This is a genomic window from Rhodococcus sp. NPDC059969, from assembly GCF_042738325.1.
Lineage (GTDB): Bacteria > Actinomycetota > Actinomycetes > Mycobacteriales > Mycobacteriaceae > Rhodococcus_F.
On the sequence record NZ_JBHWUF010000004.1, the window covers coordinates 87957 to 105696 of the forward strand.

The window sequence follows — 17740 nt, forward strand, 5'->3', positions numbered from 1 at the left end:
CCCGCGGTTTTTTTGTTTTCCGATTGATTAAATAATTTCACACCACTCCGACCCGGCCAAAAAAACCCCCGCCACCGGGGGTGGCGCCCGCCCCACACGGGCGCGCCCGCTTCGACTCAGGAAAGCTTGGAAACCCAGTCGCTGCTGCGCGTGTCAACAATCTTGCCGTTCGCCACTACGGTGGGGGTCCCGGTCGATCCGGCATCCTTGAGCGCCTGGCTCGCGGCTGCGGCGTTTGTTGCGGCGGCCTCGACGTTGGTGCCGGAAGAGATGCAGGTTGCCACATCCTCGGATGCTCCCGCATCCCGAGCGATCTGGGCGAGGTCGTCGTTGGTGTGATCGCTGCTGCCGCCCTCCGCAGGCTGTGTGTCGGTCGCGAAAAGCTTTGTGTGGAATGCGGAGTACGCGATCGCGTCGCCACCCTGAGCGACGCACAGCAGAGCGGCGCCGGCCCGTGTGGAGTAGTCACCGCTGCCCGACGCCCGGTTGAGGAAATTCAGCATGTGGTAGCGAACGGCGACGTCACCGTTGTCAACGGCAGCCGAGAGCGCTTGGCCACTGAGGTGCTCGAGAGCAGCACAAGCCGGGCACAGCGGATCCTCGAAGAGATCAATGGTCGTTGCGGCGCTGGGCTTGCCGAGCAGCACCACGCCGTTGTCCTGCACTGTGACGGCAACTTCGGAATTCTGCACGGAGCCGTAGCCGTCGTTCTGGGGCTTGTTCTTGTTGTTCGTCCACAAGACACCGCCGATGACGAGGGCCGCGATCACGAGCACTGCGAGGCCACCGATGATGTAGGTGGAGCGGCTCGAGACCGGTTCCGGCGAGTATTTGTTCTTGCTGCTCTTGGTGCTCACGCTGATGCAGTCCTTCGTGCGTCGAAACGATTTACCGATTGCTTACCTTGCCACTGAAGACTGAGTATCCACTGAGAACGCCGCGCGTGATCCGGGGCCCAATGCCAACGGCGAACGCGGGAACACGAGCAGCCACACGGCAAGCGCCATGAAGCCGAGGTCCCGGAGAATCTCCTTCAGATAGTCCCAAGCACCGACGTCAGCAGCACCGCCGCCGCCGAAACATCCACAGTCGATGGACAATCCCCTGGCCCACACCGAAATGATCACCGCGATGAGGACCGTGAGAATCACCACCGAGACTGCGGCGGATACTCGAACCGCCAGACCGACGAGGATCAGCAGTCCCAGGACTATTTCGACCAGAGGAAGAGCCGTCGCCACCGGACCCACCAGTGACTCGGGCAACAGTTGATAGGCACGCACCGCGATCTTCGTCTGCACGGGATCAAGGAACTTGAGCCCGCCGGAAATCAGCCAGACGGCCGCCAAGCCCAATCGGGCTACAAGACTCACGATACGAATTGCCACCCGATCGAGAGTACAGAATGCCCGGTCAGTCCAGGTTTGTCCGCGCAGGCGTATCCGTAAGCACCGTCACATCAGTCAGATCTTCGACGACGGATTCGACTGTCTTCGTTCGCGACGGGACGAACAACCAACCCGTAGCCGACACGACGACGACCGCTCCCATCACCGCGAAGGCCGCAGAGTACGACACATGCTGGGCGATCAGCCCGGCACAAATCGGCGCCACTACCCCACCGATGTCCGACATCATCTGGAATACCGCCAGGACGGGTCCGCCGCGAGCCGTCGACCCGACCACATCGGCAACCGCTGCTTGCTGAGCCGGGCTCATGAGCCCTGAACCGACGCCCGTCACTGCAGCGATGACAAAGAACACCACGAGGTTGTCCGTGAATCCCATCGCGATGGTGCCCACACCACAGATGAGCAGGCCGCTCACGACAAAGGGCTTGCGTCCGAAGCGGTCCGAGAGTCGTCCGGAAACGATCAACACCAACGCATTGCCGACGGCGAAGATCGTCAGGGCGTAGGCCGCAATCGACGGATCCCGATCGAGGAACTCCACGACGAACAGGGGGACCATGGCAACGCGAACTCCGAAGATGACCCCGCCGAAGGCGAGGTTCGATCCGAGCGCTGCCCGGTACACCGGCGACTGGAGGCCTTCTGTGAGAGTCATCGACTTCACATCGACAGCCTTGTCCGGTGACGCCAAATGAGATCCACGCAGGCTCACGAAGACAACGAGCGCGGCGATCACCAACGCAATTGCGTAGATGATGAACGGCATCCGGAGACCGAACTGCAACAGCGCACCGCCGACCAGCGGGCCGCCGATCGATCCCATGAGAAAGCTTGTCGCGTACAGACCCGACACGCGGCCGCGACTGTCCGGCGGTGACATACGAATGATCAGCCCGAGAGCCGACACGGTGAACATGGTCGACCCGATGCCGCCCAACGACCGGAACAGCAGAAGTTGCCAGTACTCCCCCGCGAAAGCGCACGCGCCGGTCGAGACCGCGACGATCAGAAGGCCGACGATGTAGACCGGTCGCTCACCGAGTTTCTGTACCAAAGAGCCGCTCATCGGCGCGAACACCAATCGCATGAACGCGAAAGACGAGATCACGATCGTGGCGGCGGTGACCGATACGTCGAAGCTTCGCGCGAACTGCGGTAGCGCCGGAGCGACCAATCCGAATCCGAGGGCGATGACGAAGCTGGCGGCGACCAGTACCCAAATTTCCTGTGGCAGCTTGGCTGCACGAGTTTTCATGTCGCCCGGAATTCTAGCCGGGCGACATGAGGGGTCCGCGGGCTAGTTCGCCTTCAAGACTCCGGACACCAAGTCCTTGGCCGCTGCCTGAACCTGAGCCAGATGATCGGTGCCCTTCATCGACTCGGCATAGATCTTGTACACGTCCTCCGTGCCGGACGGCCTCGCTGCAAACCACGCATTTTCCGTCGTCACTTTGAGACCACCGATCGCCGCACCGTTTCCGGGCGCCGCTGTCAGTGTCGCGGTGATCGGCTCACCCGCCAGTTCGGTTGCACTCACCTGATCAGGAGACAGCTTTGCCAGGACTGCCTTCTGTGCGCGTGTTGCGGGCGCATCGATACGTGCGTACGCGGGGCTCCCGAACTTCTCGGCCAACGCGGCGTAGTGCGCTGCCGGAGACTTTCCCGTCACAGCGGTGATTTCCGAGGCGAGCAGCGCAAGGATGATGCCGTCCTTGTCCGTCGTCCAGACGGAACCGTCGTGTCGGAGGAAGGACGCGCCGGCGCTTTCCTCGCCGCCGAATCCCACAGACCCGTCGAGTAATCCTGGAACGAACCACTTGAACCCGACCGGAACCTCGAGCAATTCGCGACCCAGGCCGCTGACCACACGGTCGATCATCGAGGAACTCACGAGGGTCTTGCCGACCTTGGTATCTGCGCCCCACCCTGGCCGGTTCGCAAACAGGTACTCGATGGCAACGGCGAGATAGTGATTCGGGTTCATCAAACCGCCGTCGGGAGTGACGATGCCGTGGCGGTCGGAGTCCGCATCGTTTCCGGTCGCGATGTCGTAGCGATCTCGAATCCCGATCAGCGACGCCATCGCGTCGGGCGACGAGCAGTCCATGCGGATCTTGCCGTCCGTGTCCAGCGTCATGAACCGCCAGGTCGGATCCACGAGAGGATTCACCACTTCGAGGTCGAGTCGATGAGTGTCGGCGATCGCGCCCCAGTAGTCGACACTTGCGCCGCCGAGAGGGTCTGCACCGATCCGGATTCCGGCGTCGCGGATCGCATCGAGGTTGAGGACAGAAGGGAGATCTTCGACGTAGTAGCGGAGGAAGTCGTAGCGTTCGACGCGGTCCAGCGCCTGCGCTGCCGTGACGCGCCTTACCCCGGAAAGCCCTTTGCGCAGAAGCTCGTTCGCTCGGTCGGCGATAACCGACGTCGCATCCGTGTCCGCGGGTCCGCCGTGCGGCGGGTTGTATTTGAAGCCGCCGTCACGAGGCGGATTGTGTGACGGTGTCACGACGATACCGTCGGCCTTGGCCTCCGGCCCCGTCGAGTTGTATCGCAAGATCGCGTGGCTCACAGCCGGGGTGGGCGTGTAGGCGTCGCGCGAGTCGACAAGAACGACGACGTCGTTGGCGACGAGGACCTCCAACGCGGAGAGCCAGGCGGGTTCGGACAGCGCGTGTGTATCCCGGCCGATGAACAGCGGGCCGTCGATTCCCTGCGAAGCGCGGTACTCGACGATCGCCTGGGTTGTCGCCAGGATATGAGCTTCGTTGAAAGCCGAATCGAGACTGGAACCGCGATGTCCGGAAGTGCCGAAAAGTACCTGCTGCATCGGGTTCTCGGGATCCGGAGTGCGCGTGTAATACGCGGTGACCAGATGAGGAACGTCGATCAGATCCTCTGGCAGAGCCACTTGTCCTGCTCGTTCGTGCGCCACGAATCCCCCTCGGCCCTGTGGTCGACCACTGTGTCGACGCGACTGTGGACAATTGTCTACCCTGGCCGCGTGGCGTGCACGCTCGACGCCGAATACGTCAGTCCGTGATCTGGATTCCCACCCACGCAGCGGACAAGCCGACGATCAGACTGACGACGATGTAGATCAGCGAGAGCATCGTCTGACGCCGCTCGACCATGCCCACGTTCTCGGTCGCGAAGGTCGAGTAGGTGGACAAGCCGCCGCAGAAGCCAGTCGCCAGGAGCGCGGCCATCTCGGTGGAAAGAGCTGCCCCGGTGAACAATCCGAGCAGGAAGCAGCCGATCACGTTCGCGGCGAACGTCGCAGCCGGGAACCCCTTGTAAGCGGGCACGTACCGCGCCAACAGGTACCGGCCACTCGCACCCGCGCCGCCGCCGAGTGCTACCAGGAGAACTGTCATGCCGACACCCCGTCCCGCGCACGGATCCAGCGTTCACCGAGCCCTTTGCCCAGCGCTGCGGCGAGGATGGCAGGAATCAGCGTCCCGAGTACATAGAGAATCGATCGCCACGGACTCTCCGTCACCGCGTGAACCGCGAATGACGAGAAGGTCGTGAAGCCGCCGCAGAACCCGGTGCCGAGAAAGAGGTACCCCACCTTGTTGTGGACCAGCAGGGCCGCGAGTATGCCGAGAATGAGCGAGCCGAAAACGTTGATGACCAGCGTCGTCCAGATGTGGGGGAACAGCTCTCCCAGACCGTATCGGCTCAGTGCCCCCAATGCTCCACCGACGGCAACCGCGCTCACTGCAGCCGGCAGCTTCAGATCACCCATGCTCTCGCCTCATCCGAAAGAGCCTACGTCCCGGATCGGGCTTTCGGCGGGCGCGGAATGAAGTAGCTTGTCCGCTGCTGATACTCGCGATAGCCCGGGCGCTGTTCCATGTGTCGCTCGAGCAACCGCGCTCCGGTGGCGAAGACCAGGAAGTACGTCATCGCGATCGGCGAGAGGACGGTCAACACCCCCGGCCACACCGAGGCCGAGACGAGGAAGATCCCCCACCACACGCTCGCGTCGCCGAAGTAGTTGGGATGACGCGTCCACGCCCACAAACCTTGATCCATGATGTGGCCACGGCTGCCCGGATCGGATTTGAACTCCTCCATCTGCCGATCGCCAACCGTCTCGAACGTGACGCCGACAATCCACAGCGCGATACCGAGTACAACAAGAAGCCCGAAGCTGCCGTGCGAGACCGCAGCGACCTGGATCGGCAGGGAGACGAACCACAACGAAATCCCCTGCGTGAGATAGATCTTGCGGATCGCGTAGAGCGTTCGACTACCCGTCGTCCGTCCGAGCATTTCCTCGTACCGCGGATCTTCACCCTTGCCACGCGATCGGATCGCCATGTGGGTCGCCAAGCGCAGACCCCAGATCGCCACGAGCGCAAGCATCAGCAACCGGCGCCAGAGGTCGCCGGTTCCCACTATCGCGGACACGAGCGCGATGAGAACGAAGCCGGCGCCCCACGACACGTCGACAACATTGTGGCGCCCGATCCGTACACCGATCGTGGCTGTCACTGCCATTCCGATGGCGATCGCCAGCAGACTCGTGAGCGTGACCACTCCGAATGCGCCCCAGTCGAATCCGTTCATCGCCGCGACACCCACTGCGGCCGGACCGGTTCCATGCCCGATCGACCATCACCGAGCGGCCGGACCGACAGAATCTGATCGACGCCCATCCTGCCGTCCCGAAAAGCCATTCCCCCGCCGACGAGGTAGAGACGCCACACCCGAGCGACTTCGACGCCCACAAGTTCCACGACGCGGTCCCAATTCGATTCGAAAGTCTCGATCCACGCGTCCACCGTCCGCACGTAGTGCTCACGCAGGGCGTGGACGTCACGGACTTCGAGTCCGCCTTCCTCGATCATCGCAACGGTCCGGCCCACAGGCCTCATGTACATGTCCGGCGCGATGAACGACTCGATGAACGGGCCTCCCCCGGGATGCGAGCCGGTGCGCGACATCTGCTGAATCAGCACACGCCCACCCGCAATCACGTTGTCGTGGAGCGCTTTCACGTACGTCGAATAGTTGTCTTCGCCGACGTGCTCACCCATCTCGATCGACGCGACCGCGTCGAACGGACCGTCGGGGATCTCGCGATAATCTTGTAATCGGATCTCGACCCAGTCTTCCAAACCGAGTGCGCGGATCTTCGCGTCGACAAATGCCTTCTGCTCAGCCGAGATAGTGATGCCGACGACCCGAGCGCCGTACTCCCGCGCTGCATGCAGGCTCAGCGAGCCCCAACCACAGCCGACGTCGAGAAACCGCAGCCCTCGCGCCCGATCAAGACCGACTTTGCGGCACACCAGGTCCAGCTTGTCTGTCTGCGAGTCTTCGAGCGTGTATTCCGGTGCATCGGAAGTCCAGTATCCCGAGGAGTAAGCCATGTTCTCGTCGAGAATCAGCTCGTAAAAATCGTTCGACAAATCGTAGTGGTGCCCGATCGCCTCGCGGTCGCGGGCGAGACTGTGCAAGCGGCCCTTCACTTGGGCCTGCGACGCCGGTGGAGCCAAAGGTCTCCCGAAAGCACCGAAGGACCGCGCGGCCTTGACCGCCGCGAGGACGAGCGACGGCGTCGGGGTGATCGACCCGAGTCCCCGCTCGGCAGACACCTTCCACACGTGTGTGAGCGCATCGCCCAGATCACCCTCGACGTCGAGTTCGCCGAGAACATATGCCTGCGCAGCTCCCAACTCGCCGGGATTCCAGAGCAGGCGACGCAACACGTTCGCGCTGTAGAGCGTCACCTTCGGAGCGTCCTCCGGTCCTGCCGTGCTGCCGTCCCACGCAGTCAACCGCACCGGAAGCTCGCCGCCGACAAGTGGACTCAGAATTTCCGACAGACGGCTCGCAACACCGGTGCCTTGTATCGCTCGATCCATGGTGGCGGTCATCGCTGGTTCCTCCGATCGAGAACAATTTGCTGAACGTCGAGATACCCCGATCGGAAGCCCGCCTCGGAATAGCAGAGATAGAAATGCCACATGCGCGCGAACACTGCGTCGAACCCGAGTGCAGATGCCTCGTCGGTGCGAGCGCTGAAACGCTCGTCCCACAGCCGCAACGTCTGCGCGTAGTGATCGCCCATCGACATCCGCTCACGCACCCGGAGCGTCGTCAAGCGTTCGGTGACATCCTCGATCGCCCGCACCGACGGAAGAAACCCACCGGGGAAAATGTATTTGTGTACCCAGGTATAGGTGTTGCGGGTCGCGAGCATCCGATCGTGCGGCATCGTGATCGCTTGGATCGCCGCGCGCCCACCCGGCGCCAACAAAGCGTCGATCGTCTGGAAGTAGCTGCCCCAGTACTGATGTCCGACCGCTTCGATCATCTCGACCGAAACAACGGCGTCATACTCCCCTTGCACCTGCCGATAGTCGAGAAGGTCGACCTGAACGCGATCTGCCAGTCCCGCAGCGCTAATCCGCTTCGCTGCCAATTCCTGTTGTTCGACCGAAAGAGTCACCGAGCGCACCGTTGCGCCGCGCTGGGCCGCTCGGATCGCCAATTCTCCCCAGCCTGTGCCGATTTCGAGCACTCGTGAACCCGGACCGACGCCCGCGCCGTCCAGCAGGCGATCGATCTTCCGGTGCTGGGCAGCTGCGAACACATCCCACGACGGGGATGCTCCTACCGACAGATCCTCGAAGAGTGCACTGGAATAGGTCATCGTGTCATCGAGGAACAGTTCGAACATCTCGTTCGATAGGTCGTAGTGCCTGGAGATGTTCGAGCGCGTGTTCTGCGTCGAATTCCGCTCACTGCGAGGCTGCTTCGGAATGTACAGGCCTCGCAACCGCTGCAGAAAGTCGGGAATCAGCGTCGCGACGCGGGAGGCGAAGACTTCCAGGACCGCAGTGAGGTCGGAAGCTTCCCAATCGCCCGCCATGTACGACTCGCCGAATCCGATCAAACCACTGTCTCCCACACGAGCGGCGAAGTCGTCCGGGCGATGAATGACCATCAACGGCGAATCCGGACTACCACCGCCGGAGAACTCACCATTCGGCATCTGAACACGCAGCGGCAAGCGCGCGACCGCCTTGTGGAACAGAGAGCGGGCAACCGGCGACGCAACCCGCACTTTGACTCCGCTGGGCACCGTGGCAACGCCTGGCCATCGCTCGGTTTCGATCGTGTGAGCGGAAGGTTCGGTGCCGAGAGTAGTTGTGGTCATTGCACTGCCTCCTGCGGGTGATGTTGCGGTCGGGGAACGATGGGTAAGCGCCTGGCCCACAGCCGGATTCCTTGAAATCTGATCTGCGCGGCGACTCGGAGAGGAGCCAGCGGAACAGAGAGCGCACTGCGGACGATCTCGCGCGTCGTTGCCGGCACGCATCGACCTGACACCGTGGCTACGAATGGCGCCTTGCCGTCTCGGGCCAGAACTATCGAAAGCGCGAGCGCGGTGTCGGGTAATGGGAGTCGCATCCGGTACTCGCCGTCCAGATCGTTGAACGGAGATACGTAGAACTCTTTGGACGTGCGAGCGGCGCCACGTTCGTCGGGTTCGAGCAGGTAACAGTGCCGCTCGCCGTAGGTGTTGTGAACCTCTGCAACAACGCAACGCTGAGTTCCGTCGTCGTTCAAGCACCAGAACACGCTCAGCGGGTTGAAAACATGGCCGAACACACGTGCGTTCGCAAGCATGAGGATCCGGCCGCCGGAGAAGTCGAATCCGTTGGTCGCCAGAAAAGTCTCGACGTTGGTACGAATCGATCGGGTGGGGTCGCCGAGGTGATCCCCGGCGTCGAACGTAGCCAAGGGGCGCAATGCCTTCGGGAGCTCGGGCAATTCGTCGACGTCGACCAGCCAGCTGTAGCTGCGGTACTCGAACTCGTTGTGCAACGGCTGCGTTCGTACATGCCGAATGTTCGTGTGAACGATGGACGGTGTGATGGGTGCGGACTGCGTGATGGGTGCGGTCACGGCCACCGACCTCCGACGCGTTCGGCGGCGCGCAGGCCCGACAGTGCACCGTCCTCGTGAAAGCCCCATCCGTGGTACGCGCCGGCAAACGCGAGCACGTTCGAGTCCAACTCGGGAAGCCGTCCCTGAGCTGCGACGGAAGTCGGCGTGTACTGCGGATGCTCGTAGGTCATCTGATCGATCACCGACTCCGGCGACACCATCTCGCCTCCCCCCAAGGTCACTATGTATCGCCGGCCCGTATCTGGGAGCCGTTGCAACCTCGTCATGTCATAGCTGACCAGAACGTGATCGGGCTTCGCATTGCATTCCGGGATGTAGTAGTTCCATGACGCGCGCGCATTGGTGTTGTCGGGCAGCACATTTTCGTCGGTGTGAAGTTGGGTGTGGTTGACGGAGTACGGCATTGCGCCGAGGACCTGCGATTCGACGGCCGTCGGTTCGGCCAAGATCTTCAGCGCTTGCTGCGGATGCGTTGCGACTACAGCTGCGTCGAAAGTCTGGATTTGGTCGTCGCCGTCGCGAATGTCGACGCGATCGCCGAACCGGTGGATGGCGCGCACCGGGGTGTTCAGCCTGATGTCGCCGATACTCTTGGCAACGAGGCGAACGTATTCAGCCGATCCCCCGGTAACCGTCCGCCAGGTCGGCGATCCCGTCACGCTCAACATTCCGTGATGATCGAGGAACGAGAACAGATACCGCGCAGGATATTTCAGCGCCGAGCCGGGATCACACGACCAGACTGCCGACACCAGCGGCGTCATGAAATGAGCAGTGAAGTAGTCGGAGAACCGGCCGCTGCGCAGAAACACTCCCAGTGTCTGGTCGGGTGCCGACGGATCCGTGTTGTCGAGCAGGGCGCGGGCACGGCGATGGAAACGCTTGACCTCCATCAACATCGACAGAAAACTGCCATTCACCAGCAACCCCGGCGTCGGGAGAACGCCGCGCAATCCTTGCCCTCCCGAGTACTCGAGCCCGCAACCCCCACACCTGACCGACATACTCATGTCGGATTCCTGCGTAGGCACATCGAGTTCTGCGAACAATCGCAACAAAGTCGGATAGGTGCGGTCGTTGTGGACGATGAACCCGGTGTCGATGGCGAGGCTTCGCCCTTCCGGGTCGGTGACCGAATGGGTGTCCGCGTGCCCACCGAGCCGTGAATCCGCTTCGTAGAGCGTCACGTCACTGTCCTTACTCAGCACCCACGCCGCTGTCAGACCCGCGACCCCACTGCCGACGACTGCAACCCTGCGCTTGTCGGAACTCATCGTCGTTCTCCCGTCTTCGTCGCGGCTACCCCGCGGCTCATCCCTGCAACTGCATCGGCGACGAGGCGATGCCAGGTCGCCGCCCGGCGGAGCATGAAGTGCCCGGCGCCGTCGATGCCGAACCATTCGGCGCTCTTTCCAGACTTCTGCAGTTCGTCAACTTTCCGACGAGACGCTGCCGGGTCGGTCCAGGAGTCGGCCGTGCCGTGGAGCACCACCAGTGGTGTGTCGGAACGCAGATTCACCGACGTTCCTTCGAGCGTTCCTTCCGGCCACCACGGCGCCAGCGCAACCACACCGACCACCGCCGGATCGCCACACAGTTCAGCGGCAACTCGTCCACCCATCGAGTGCCCGAGCAGGATCACCTGAGCTTGTGCATCACGTCTCGTGATCGCGTCGAGTGCGACTCGGGCATCGGCTACCGGACTGCGCTCGGCGCCGTTCCAACCACGGACCCGGTACCGAACCTGCACCGCTGTCACACCGGAGCGGCGAATCCGAGCAGTGAACGGGCGCATCCGAAGGTTGGACAGGTGCCACGCTCGGGCAGGGCGATGGCTCGAGACCTTTCCTCCAGGCAGCACGAGCACCACCAGGTGCTGGTCACCGTCCTGCTCTTGCCGTCGGGTAGGCGTCATGCAAGGCATTCGGAGCCGAAAACCATTTGGATGGGGTTCGTAGAATTTCTTTTGTGAATCGTGAAGCACCCGTCGGTGACGTCCTCGACGCCATGGACGCCAACTTGGTCTCCCATGCCTGCCACCTGCATGAACACTTACCGGCGGCGTCGGTCACTCTCGCTGCAGATGTTGCCGTCGCAGACAGCGGCCTCGCCGACGACACTTTCAACATCATCGCCGGCGCTCGCTTAGCCGTTCCTGATGAAGGCCCCGACGAAGGCCCCGACGAAGACCGACGACTGCTCGACATTCTCTCGTCGATTCGAGCAACGGGACGTCCGTTCTCCTGGTGGACGGGTCCGCGCGACAAGCCCTCAGACCTCGGCGCTCGCTTGTCAGCCCTCGGCTGCGTGCGCTCCGAGGAAGAACGAGCGATGACGGCAGACCTAGACGCCGTCCCGCGCCCAACGCCTGTCGCAGAACTCTCCGTTCAGCGAGTGACGACTCGTTCACAGCTCGCCGACTATGCCGCCGTGATGGCCGCCAATTGGTCGCCGCCCTCGGCGGCAGTAATTGGCTTCTTCGAAGAAACTGCCCATGCCGTCCTCGATGAGCGTTCGCGCAGTTCGTTTGTCCTCGGGTACGCGAACTCCCAGCCCGTCGCCGGAGCCGAGGTCCATTTTGCTGCCGGCGTCGCAGGACTGTACGGCGTCGTCACACTCGACGCGGCCCGCCGACGCGGATTCGGCTCGGCGGTCACCCTGGCCGCGCTCGACATCGCCCGCGAGCGGGGCGCCCGAATCGCCGTACTTCAGGCGTCCAGCGAAGGCGTCCAGCTCTATCGAAACCTCGGCTTCAGGGATGTCGGCACCTACGCCGAGTACTCGATCGGCTGCGGTTAGACGTCCCCGCGGGGACGCTTGCAGTCCGCATCCATGGATGCGTGTCGGTACCCACATCTAATATCGAACATACATTCGAAACGATGTCGGACTCGCGCCGGGGGCAACGATGAACGCAGCACTGATCAACAACGCAGCACTGACCGATACCGCAGCACTGACCGATGAAGAGACGCGGTGCTCCGCCCGAGAGGACGTGGAGGAACTCGGCTCCGAAATCTGCGCTCTCGCCGGCCAGATCGCCGCGGCCACTGCCCGATTCCTCACCCTCCTGTCGAAATTCGACGAAGACCGCGGCTGGACCGGCCCTGGACTGCACTCGTGCGCCCACTGGCTGTCGTGGAAATGTGGAATGAGCCTGCATACCGGCCGGGAATACGTTCGCGTCGCCAAAGCACTCCGACCATTACCTGAGATGCGGAAGGCCTTCGAGCAAGGCCGGCTGTCCTACTCGAAGGTTCGCGCACTCACTCGGGTCACCACGCCGTCCAACGAAAAGCAGATGGTTCGGTTCGGCTGTGAAGCACCCGCAGCCCAGATCGATCGCCTAGCCGCCGGTCTGCGTAAAGCAACCGACAACGAATCCGGTAAAAGCAAAGCACCCGAACACCTTCAGGTCCGGTGGCATTGGGACCCGGATACGGGCGAATTTGTCATCAAAGGACGCCTGCCCGCGCAGGACGGCGCCCGAATCCTCGCAGCGCTGGCGGTGGCGGAACGCGAACGCACCCGAACCGCTGCCATCCGCCCTGTCGACGAGACGGCCACAAAGAACCCAGTCGGAAACATCGGGCCAGGCCTGGTCGCCATGGCCGAGCTCGCCACCACCGTGGTCGCAGACCGCGCGTCCAAAGCCGCCACCAACGAAGTTGTGTTCTTCCACGAAGCGAACACCGTCCGAGTACCGAGTGGACCCGCGCTCCCACGAAGTGCCGCCGAGGAAGTGCTCTGCAACGCGAAACTTCGTCTGGGAACGACAAAGGAGGGATGCGTTCTGAATCTGGGCCGACGGACCCGTGTCGTCAGCGCCAAACAAATGCTGGCATTGAATTATCGCGACGGGTGTTGCCGCACACCAGGTTGCGGGCGGACTCGTTTCCTGCACGCGCACCACGTCAAATTTTGGGGACGCGGCGGCACCACGGATCTGGACAACTTGATCATGCTTTGCGGAACCTGCCACCGCGCGCTGCACGACGGCCAGTTCACCATCACTGCACTCGGCGAGCAGAAGTTCGAGTTCCTTTACGCCAATGGTGACGTCATCGACCCAGCACCGCCGACCGAAGGATTCGCCGATGGCCTACTGCGCGGAGAGATACCCGACGATGCGATCACCGCGACATGGGACGGCGAACCTCTCCACCTCGATCACGCGGTCAGCGTCATCCTCGACGGCTGGGCCGCCTGAGGAAACATCGGTCTAGTCCAATCTGAATCTGCCGTGAACAGCAGGACAACCCTCACATCCAGGTAGTGCAATTGGTCTAGTCCTATCGCAAGATGCTTAGCGTGACCAAGAAAATCGCACGCACCTCAGCCGCCATCACACTCCTCCTCGCCGGCGCGGTAGCAGCCGGAACTGCAACCGCTGCAGCAACTCCCGGATCATCCGACCTCAATCCGTCGGCCGCCGAGAAGACAGTTGTCATCGGTCTCGACGGCACCATGCTCAGCCACATCAAGACCGCCGACGCTCCCCGTCTCCAGAAGCTGATCGCCGAAGGAACCAGCGGAGAATCTTCCATCCTCGGCCACACCACTATCTCCGGACCGTCGTGGTCGACGATCCTGACCGGAGTCTGGGACACCAAGCACGGCGTCAAGGACAACACGTACGCGGGCGCCCGCTTCGACCTCTACCCGAGCGTCTTCACCCGATTGGAAACAGCAAAGCCCTCCCTCCTCACCGAATCGATCTCCACCTGGGGCGGCATCGACAACATCGCTTCCAGTGGGACACCGAAAGCTGACGTTGTCGTGACCACAGCCGATGCAGGTTCCGAAGCGGCCACCGACGCTGCAACGGCAGACGCCGTCGCCCGGGACATCACCGACAAGGGACCTGACCTGATCTTCACCCAACTCGATCAGGTGGACGGCGCAGGGCACAGCGGCGGCACCAACGGCGCTGCGTACGACGAGTCGATTGCCTCGGTCGACGCCCAGGTGGGCAAGATTGTCGATGCTGTCGATCAGCGCGCAGCGAAGACCGGCGAGAAGTGGACTGTACTGGTCACTGCGGATCACGGGCACAAGCCCACCGGCGGGCATGGCGGTCAGACACCGGCGGAAGCAACGACATTCGTCATAGCGCGCGGTGCGGGATACGCGGCCGGTAAGACCACCGACGCGTACACGATCGCCGACATCACTCCGACAATCCTCCAGAGTCTGGGCGTTGCATTGCCTGCCGACCTGGACGGCAAGCCGCTAGCCGAGGAAGCTCCCGGCTTCGTCGGCTCGGTCGACCTGGGATTCTTCGGCTCCTGATCGCAAGAAAGCCCCTGCGCGGCCGCAAAGCGCCGCAACAAAACAGCAGCAAGACAGCAAAAAGGTCGGGCCGGAGAGCGTGTGCTCTCCGGCCCGACCTGTTGTGGAGCTGCCGGGAATTGAACCCGGGTCCTACGTTGAATCGCTAGGGCTTCTCCGTGTGCAGTTCGCTAAGTCTCTACTTGGATCTCCCAGTCTCGCGAACAAGCCAGGATGACGATCCCAGTCACTGTTTGATGTCCCATTCGACTCCGTGACCGAGCCGAACAGTAAAGCCCTCTAGCTGATGCCAGGAACCGGGTCGAGGGCAACCCCGGGCTGACAGACACGCTTCGCTACTTAGGCAGCGAGAGCGTAGTCGCGCTGATTGGAATCGGCGCTTATAGGTTTGCAGCGACGCTTACGGTGGTCTCTTGCCTGCACCGACACGCTTCCCCTAACTCAACACACGCAGTCGAAACCGTTCAGCCCCGTGTGTGCCCCGCGTCTTTCGTGGGGCTATTCACTATAACGCGCCGAAGTTCGGAAGTCATACCAATTAATCGGCGGCACTTTCCGTGTCCCTCGCCCCAGCCGTGTCCCTCGCCCCAGCCGTGTCCCTCGCCCCAGCCGTGTCCTGCACTGCAGCCATCTCACGCTCGGCAGCACCGGTGATGTTGGTGATCATGCCCTGAAAGACAACTCCGTGGAAGGGCAGGATCGAGTACCAGTACGCCCGGCCGGCGAGCCCACGCGGAAAGAAGACCGCCCGCTGATCGAGGTGCGAACCCACCGGTCGGCCGTCCGCGCCCGTCGGACCTTCCGATACTCGCAACTCCAACCATGCCCCGCCGGGAACCTTCATCTCGGCGCGCAAACGGAGCAACTTGCCTCGATCGATCTCTTCGACGCGCCAGAAGTCCAAGGCTTCACCGGTGTTGAGTCGCCGGGGATCGCGTCGACCTCGGCGTAGACCGACACCGCCAACTGCTCGATCCATCCACCCCCGGATCGCCCACGCCAAAGGGAATGAATACCAACCATTCTCACCGCCGATCGACTCGACGACCGACCAGAGGGTTTTCGGATCGGCAGCACAGTCGCGTTCGCGATGATCGACGTAGACCGCTTCACCAGCCCAATCCGGGTCGGATGGAAGAGGATCGGAGGGTGCTCCCGCGATCGTTGCACCGGACCACGCCGTCTCCACCTCACCGGTCTCGATCTTGTGAAGTGCCAAACGTACCGCTTCCCGATACGGCGTGAGACCACCGGCGGGAGGCGGGATGAAGTCGTCGATGTCGTGATTGTGCATCACCGCGTCGTTCTGCAGTGACTCGATCAACGGCATCGCCAAGCCTCGCGGGATCGGGGTGACCAATCCCACCCAGTGACCTGCCAGCCTCGGCGTGAGGACAGGCAAGACGAGGATGCGCCGACGTACCAGTCCTGCAACGTCGGCGTAGGTGTTCATCATCTCGCCGTACTGCATGACATCCGGCCCACCGATGTCGAAGGCGCGGTTGACCTCCGGCGTTGTTGCCGCGGCTGCGGTCAGATAGTGGAGTACGTCACGCACCGCGATCGGCTGGATGTTGTTGTGCACCCACTTGGGGGTAGTCATCACCGGAAGTCGATTGGTCAAGTGGCGCACCATTTCGAAGGACGCCGAACCCGATCCGATCACCACTCCAGCTTGGAACACAACCGTCGGAACCTCGGAGTCGAGCAGGATCCGACCGACTTCGAGCCGAGACTGCAAGTGAGTCGACAGCTCCCGGTCGGACGGATGAAGCCCACCGAGGTAGACGATCCGGCGCACCCCCGCATCGCGTGCGGCGGCGGCGACGTTTTGCGCACTCCGCTTGTCGATGTCAGAGAAAGACCCTCCCCCGCCCATGGCGTGAACGAGGTAGTAGACCACGTCGATGTTGTCGAAAACACCTGCGAGTGAATCACTGTCGGTCAAATCCCCGCGCTTGATCTCCACCGAATCATGCCAGGGCACATCGCGAAGCTTCTCGGGACTTCGCACCACCACCCGCACGTGGTGTCCCTCTTCGACCAGGCGAGGGGCAAGACGTCCGCCGATGTATCCGGTCGCACCCGTGATCAACACTCTCACTGCGTCCATCACCCCACGCTACGCAGAATTCAGCTCCGAAGCGCGAGTGCAACCTCGAGGTCGTCGTTAGTCAGCATCATGTTGATCCCCGCCCCGGCCTTCGCCCCGGCGGCTGCGGCCATGATGACCTGGGCACCCGGGTCGACGACGTTGCCGGCGGCGAACACGCCGGGCACGCTTGTGGCCCCCATCATGTCGACAGTGACGAAATCGCCCATCATCGTCTCTGCGCGCTGCGCGCCGAATGTACGCAAGATCGCATCGTTGGGATCCATCGTGAGGGCGCCGCCGACAAAAACTGCCGAACGCGCGACCACAGTGCCGTCCACCAATCGCACGCCCACCAACCGATCATCCTCTACGGCAGGACCGGCGACCTCACCCTCGACGATCGAAATATCGCGGGCTGCAAGCTTTTCCCGATCTTCGGCACTCAGTTCGGTGATTCGATGGAGGAAGAGAACCACGTCGTCGGACCACTGGCGCACCATGAGTGCCTGGTGCATCGCAAACTCCGCACTCTTGGCGATCACGCCGAGCGGCTGATCACGCACGCTGTACCCGTGGCAGTACGGGCAGTGCAACACGTCGCGGCCCCATCGCTCACCGAAGACTTCGAGTTCTGCCGGTAGCCGGTCCGTCAGGCCCGTTGCGACAAGGACTTTGCGTACCTGAATCTTGCTGGTGTCAGCGAGTTCGATCGAGAAACCGTCACTGTCCCGTGTCACGGAGACGACCGTGCCGTCGTGGAACTCGCCGCCGAATTTGCGGACCTCACCTCTGCCGATGGTCAACAGTTCGGCAGGGTTCATGCCGTCACGGGAGAGGAATCCGTTCATGTGGTCGGCGGCCGCGTTTCGTGGCGATCCGTTGTCGAAGACGATCACGGACCTGCGTGCCTGACCGAGAATGAGTGCGGCGTTGAGGCCCGCCGCACCGGCTCCGATTACTGCTACGTCGAATGAGTTCTGCGTCATGAATCCAGAATGACAAGAGAACG

17 protein-coding genes and 1 other RNA gene are annotated in these 17740 nt (G+C 62.5%); 3 read left to right on the plus strand and 15 right to left on the minus strand.

Annotated features, from left to right (window positions below; translation table 11 throughout):
• Window positions 1-116 precede the first annotated feature (116 nt).
• The 12 genes from ACFWAD_RS14175 to ACFWAD_RS14230 form a co-directional block, all read right to left on the minus strand.
• Window positions 117-857, minus strand: a complete 741-nt coding sequence (locus ACFWAD_RS14175) for a thioredoxin domain-containing protein (protein ID WP_378533917.1) — start codon at window positions 855-857, stop codon at window positions 117-119.
• Window positions 858-899: 42 nt separating this feature from the next.
• Window positions 900-1388 (minus strand): MauE/DoxX family redox-associated membrane protein, encoded by a 489-nt coding sequence (locus ACFWAD_RS14180; protein ID WP_283303651.1) that lies wholly within the window; start codon window positions 1386-1388, stop codon window positions 900-902.
• A gap of 25 nt (window positions 1389-1413) precedes the next feature.
• Window positions 1414-2667 (minus strand): MFS transporter, encoded by a 1254-nt coding sequence (locus ACFWAD_RS14185; RefSeq protein WP_378533919.1) that lies wholly within the window; start codon window positions 2665-2667, stop codon window positions 1414-1416.
• A 42-nt stretch (window positions 2668-2709) separates the two neighbouring features.
• Window positions 2710-4347 carry a phosphoglucomutase (alpha-D-glucose-1,6-bisphosphate-dependent) gene (gene pgm / locus ACFWAD_RS14190; RefSeq protein WP_378533921.1) on the minus strand — a complete coding sequence of 546 codons (1638 nt, stop codon included), beginning with the start codon at window positions 4345-4347 and terminating at the stop codon, window positions 2710-2712.
• A 97-nt stretch (window positions 4348-4444) separates the two neighbouring features.
• Window positions 4445-4789, minus strand: a complete 345-nt coding sequence (gene crcB / locus ACFWAD_RS14195; RefSeq protein WP_378449162.1) for a fluoride efflux transporter CrcB — start codon at window positions 4787-4789, stop codon at window positions 4445-4447.
• Complete coding sequence (locus tag ACFWAD_RS14200) at window positions 4786-5163, minus strand: fluoride efflux transporter FluC (RefSeq protein ID WP_378544758.1); 378 nt, start codon at window positions 5161-5163, stop codon at window positions 4786-4788. The genes crcB and ACFWAD_RS14200 overlap by 4 nt, the downstream gene beginning before the upstream one ends.
• Window positions 5164-5186: 23 nt before the next feature.
• Window positions 5187-5990 carry a DUF1295 domain-containing protein gene (locus ACFWAD_RS14205; RefSeq protein ID WP_378544761.1) on the minus strand — a complete coding sequence of 268 codons (804 nt, stop codon included), beginning with the start codon at window positions 5988-5990 and terminating at the stop codon, window positions 5187-5189.
• Window positions 5987-7303, minus strand: coding sequence for a class I SAM-dependent methyltransferase (locus tag ACFWAD_RS14210; RefSeq protein ID WP_378544764.1), 1317 nt, complete (start codon window positions 7301-7303; stop codon window positions 5987-5989). Before ACFWAD_RS14210 ends, ACFWAD_RS14205 begins: the two co-directional genes overlap by 4 nt.
• On the minus strand, window positions 7300-8589 hold the full coding sequence (locus tag ACFWAD_RS14215) for a class I SAM-dependent methyltransferase (RefSeq protein ID WP_378533931.1): 1290 nt from the start codon (window positions 8587-8589) through the stop codon (window positions 7300-7302). Before ACFWAD_RS14215 ends, ACFWAD_RS14210 begins: the two co-directional genes overlap by 4 nt.
• On the minus strand, window positions 8586-9329 hold the full coding sequence (locus ACFWAD_RS14220) for a DUF1365 domain-containing protein (RefSeq protein WP_378545342.1): 744 nt from the start codon (window positions 9327-9329) through the stop codon (window positions 8586-8588). The genes ACFWAD_RS14215 and ACFWAD_RS14220 overlap by 4 nt, the downstream gene beginning before the upstream one ends.
• Before the next feature lie 8 nt (window positions 9330-9337).
• Window positions 9338-10618, minus strand: coding sequence for an NAD(P)/FAD-dependent oxidoreductase (locus tag ACFWAD_RS14225; protein ID WP_378449167.1), 1281 nt, complete (start codon window positions 10616-10618; stop codon window positions 9338-9340).
• Entirely contained in the window at window positions 10615-11259 is a 645-nt protein-coding gene (locus ACFWAD_RS14230) for an alpha/beta hydrolase (RefSeq protein WP_378544767.1), read from the minus strand. The genes ACFWAD_RS14225 and ACFWAD_RS14230 overlap by 4 nt, the downstream gene beginning before the upstream one ends.
• Window positions 11260-11312: 53 nt before the next feature.
• Here ACFWAD_RS14230 and ACFWAD_RS14235 point away from each other — a divergent pair, with 53 nt between their 5' ends.
• From ACFWAD_RS14235 to ACFWAD_RS14245, 3 genes are all read left to right on the plus strand, one after another.
• Window positions 11313-12143: a GNAT family N-acetyltransferase gene (locus tag ACFWAD_RS14235; RefSeq protein WP_378544770.1), complete on the plus strand. Its 831-nt coding sequence runs from the start codon at window positions 11313-11315 to the stop codon at window positions 12141-12143.
• 109 nt (window positions 12144-12252) lie between these two features.
• On the plus strand, window positions 12253-13554 hold the full coding sequence (locus ACFWAD_RS14240) for a DUF222 domain-containing protein (RefSeq protein ID WP_378544773.1): 1302 nt from the start codon (window positions 12253-12255) through the stop codon (window positions 13552-13554).
• 92 nt (window positions 13555-13646) lie between these two features.
• On the plus strand, window positions 13647-14636 hold the full coding sequence (locus tag ACFWAD_RS14245; protein ID WP_378544776.1) for an alkaline phosphatase family protein: 990 nt from the start codon (window positions 13647-13649) through the stop codon (window positions 14634-14636).
• 101 nt (window positions 14637-14737) lie between these two features.
• On the opposite strand, the gene ssrA is transcribed toward ACFWAD_RS14245, so the two are convergent.
• The 3 genes from ssrA to ACFWAD_RS14260 form a co-directional block, all read right to left on the minus strand.
• Window positions 14738-15108, minus strand: a transfer-messenger RNA (tmRNA) gene (ssrA, locus tag ACFWAD_RS14250).
• Window positions 15109-15174: 66 nt separating this feature from the next.
• A complete protein-coding gene (locus tag ACFWAD_RS14255) occupies window positions 15175-16749 on the minus strand; it encodes an SDR family oxidoreductase (RefSeq protein ID WP_378544779.1) in 1575 nt (524 codons plus the stop codon).
• Between the two features lie 20 nt (window positions 16750-16769).
• A complete protein-coding gene (locus tag ACFWAD_RS14260) occupies window positions 16770-17717 on the minus strand; it encodes an NAD(P)/FAD-dependent oxidoreductase (protein WP_378544782.1) in 948 nt (315 codons plus the stop codon).
• Between the last annotated feature and the right edge of the window lie 23 nt (window positions 17718-17740).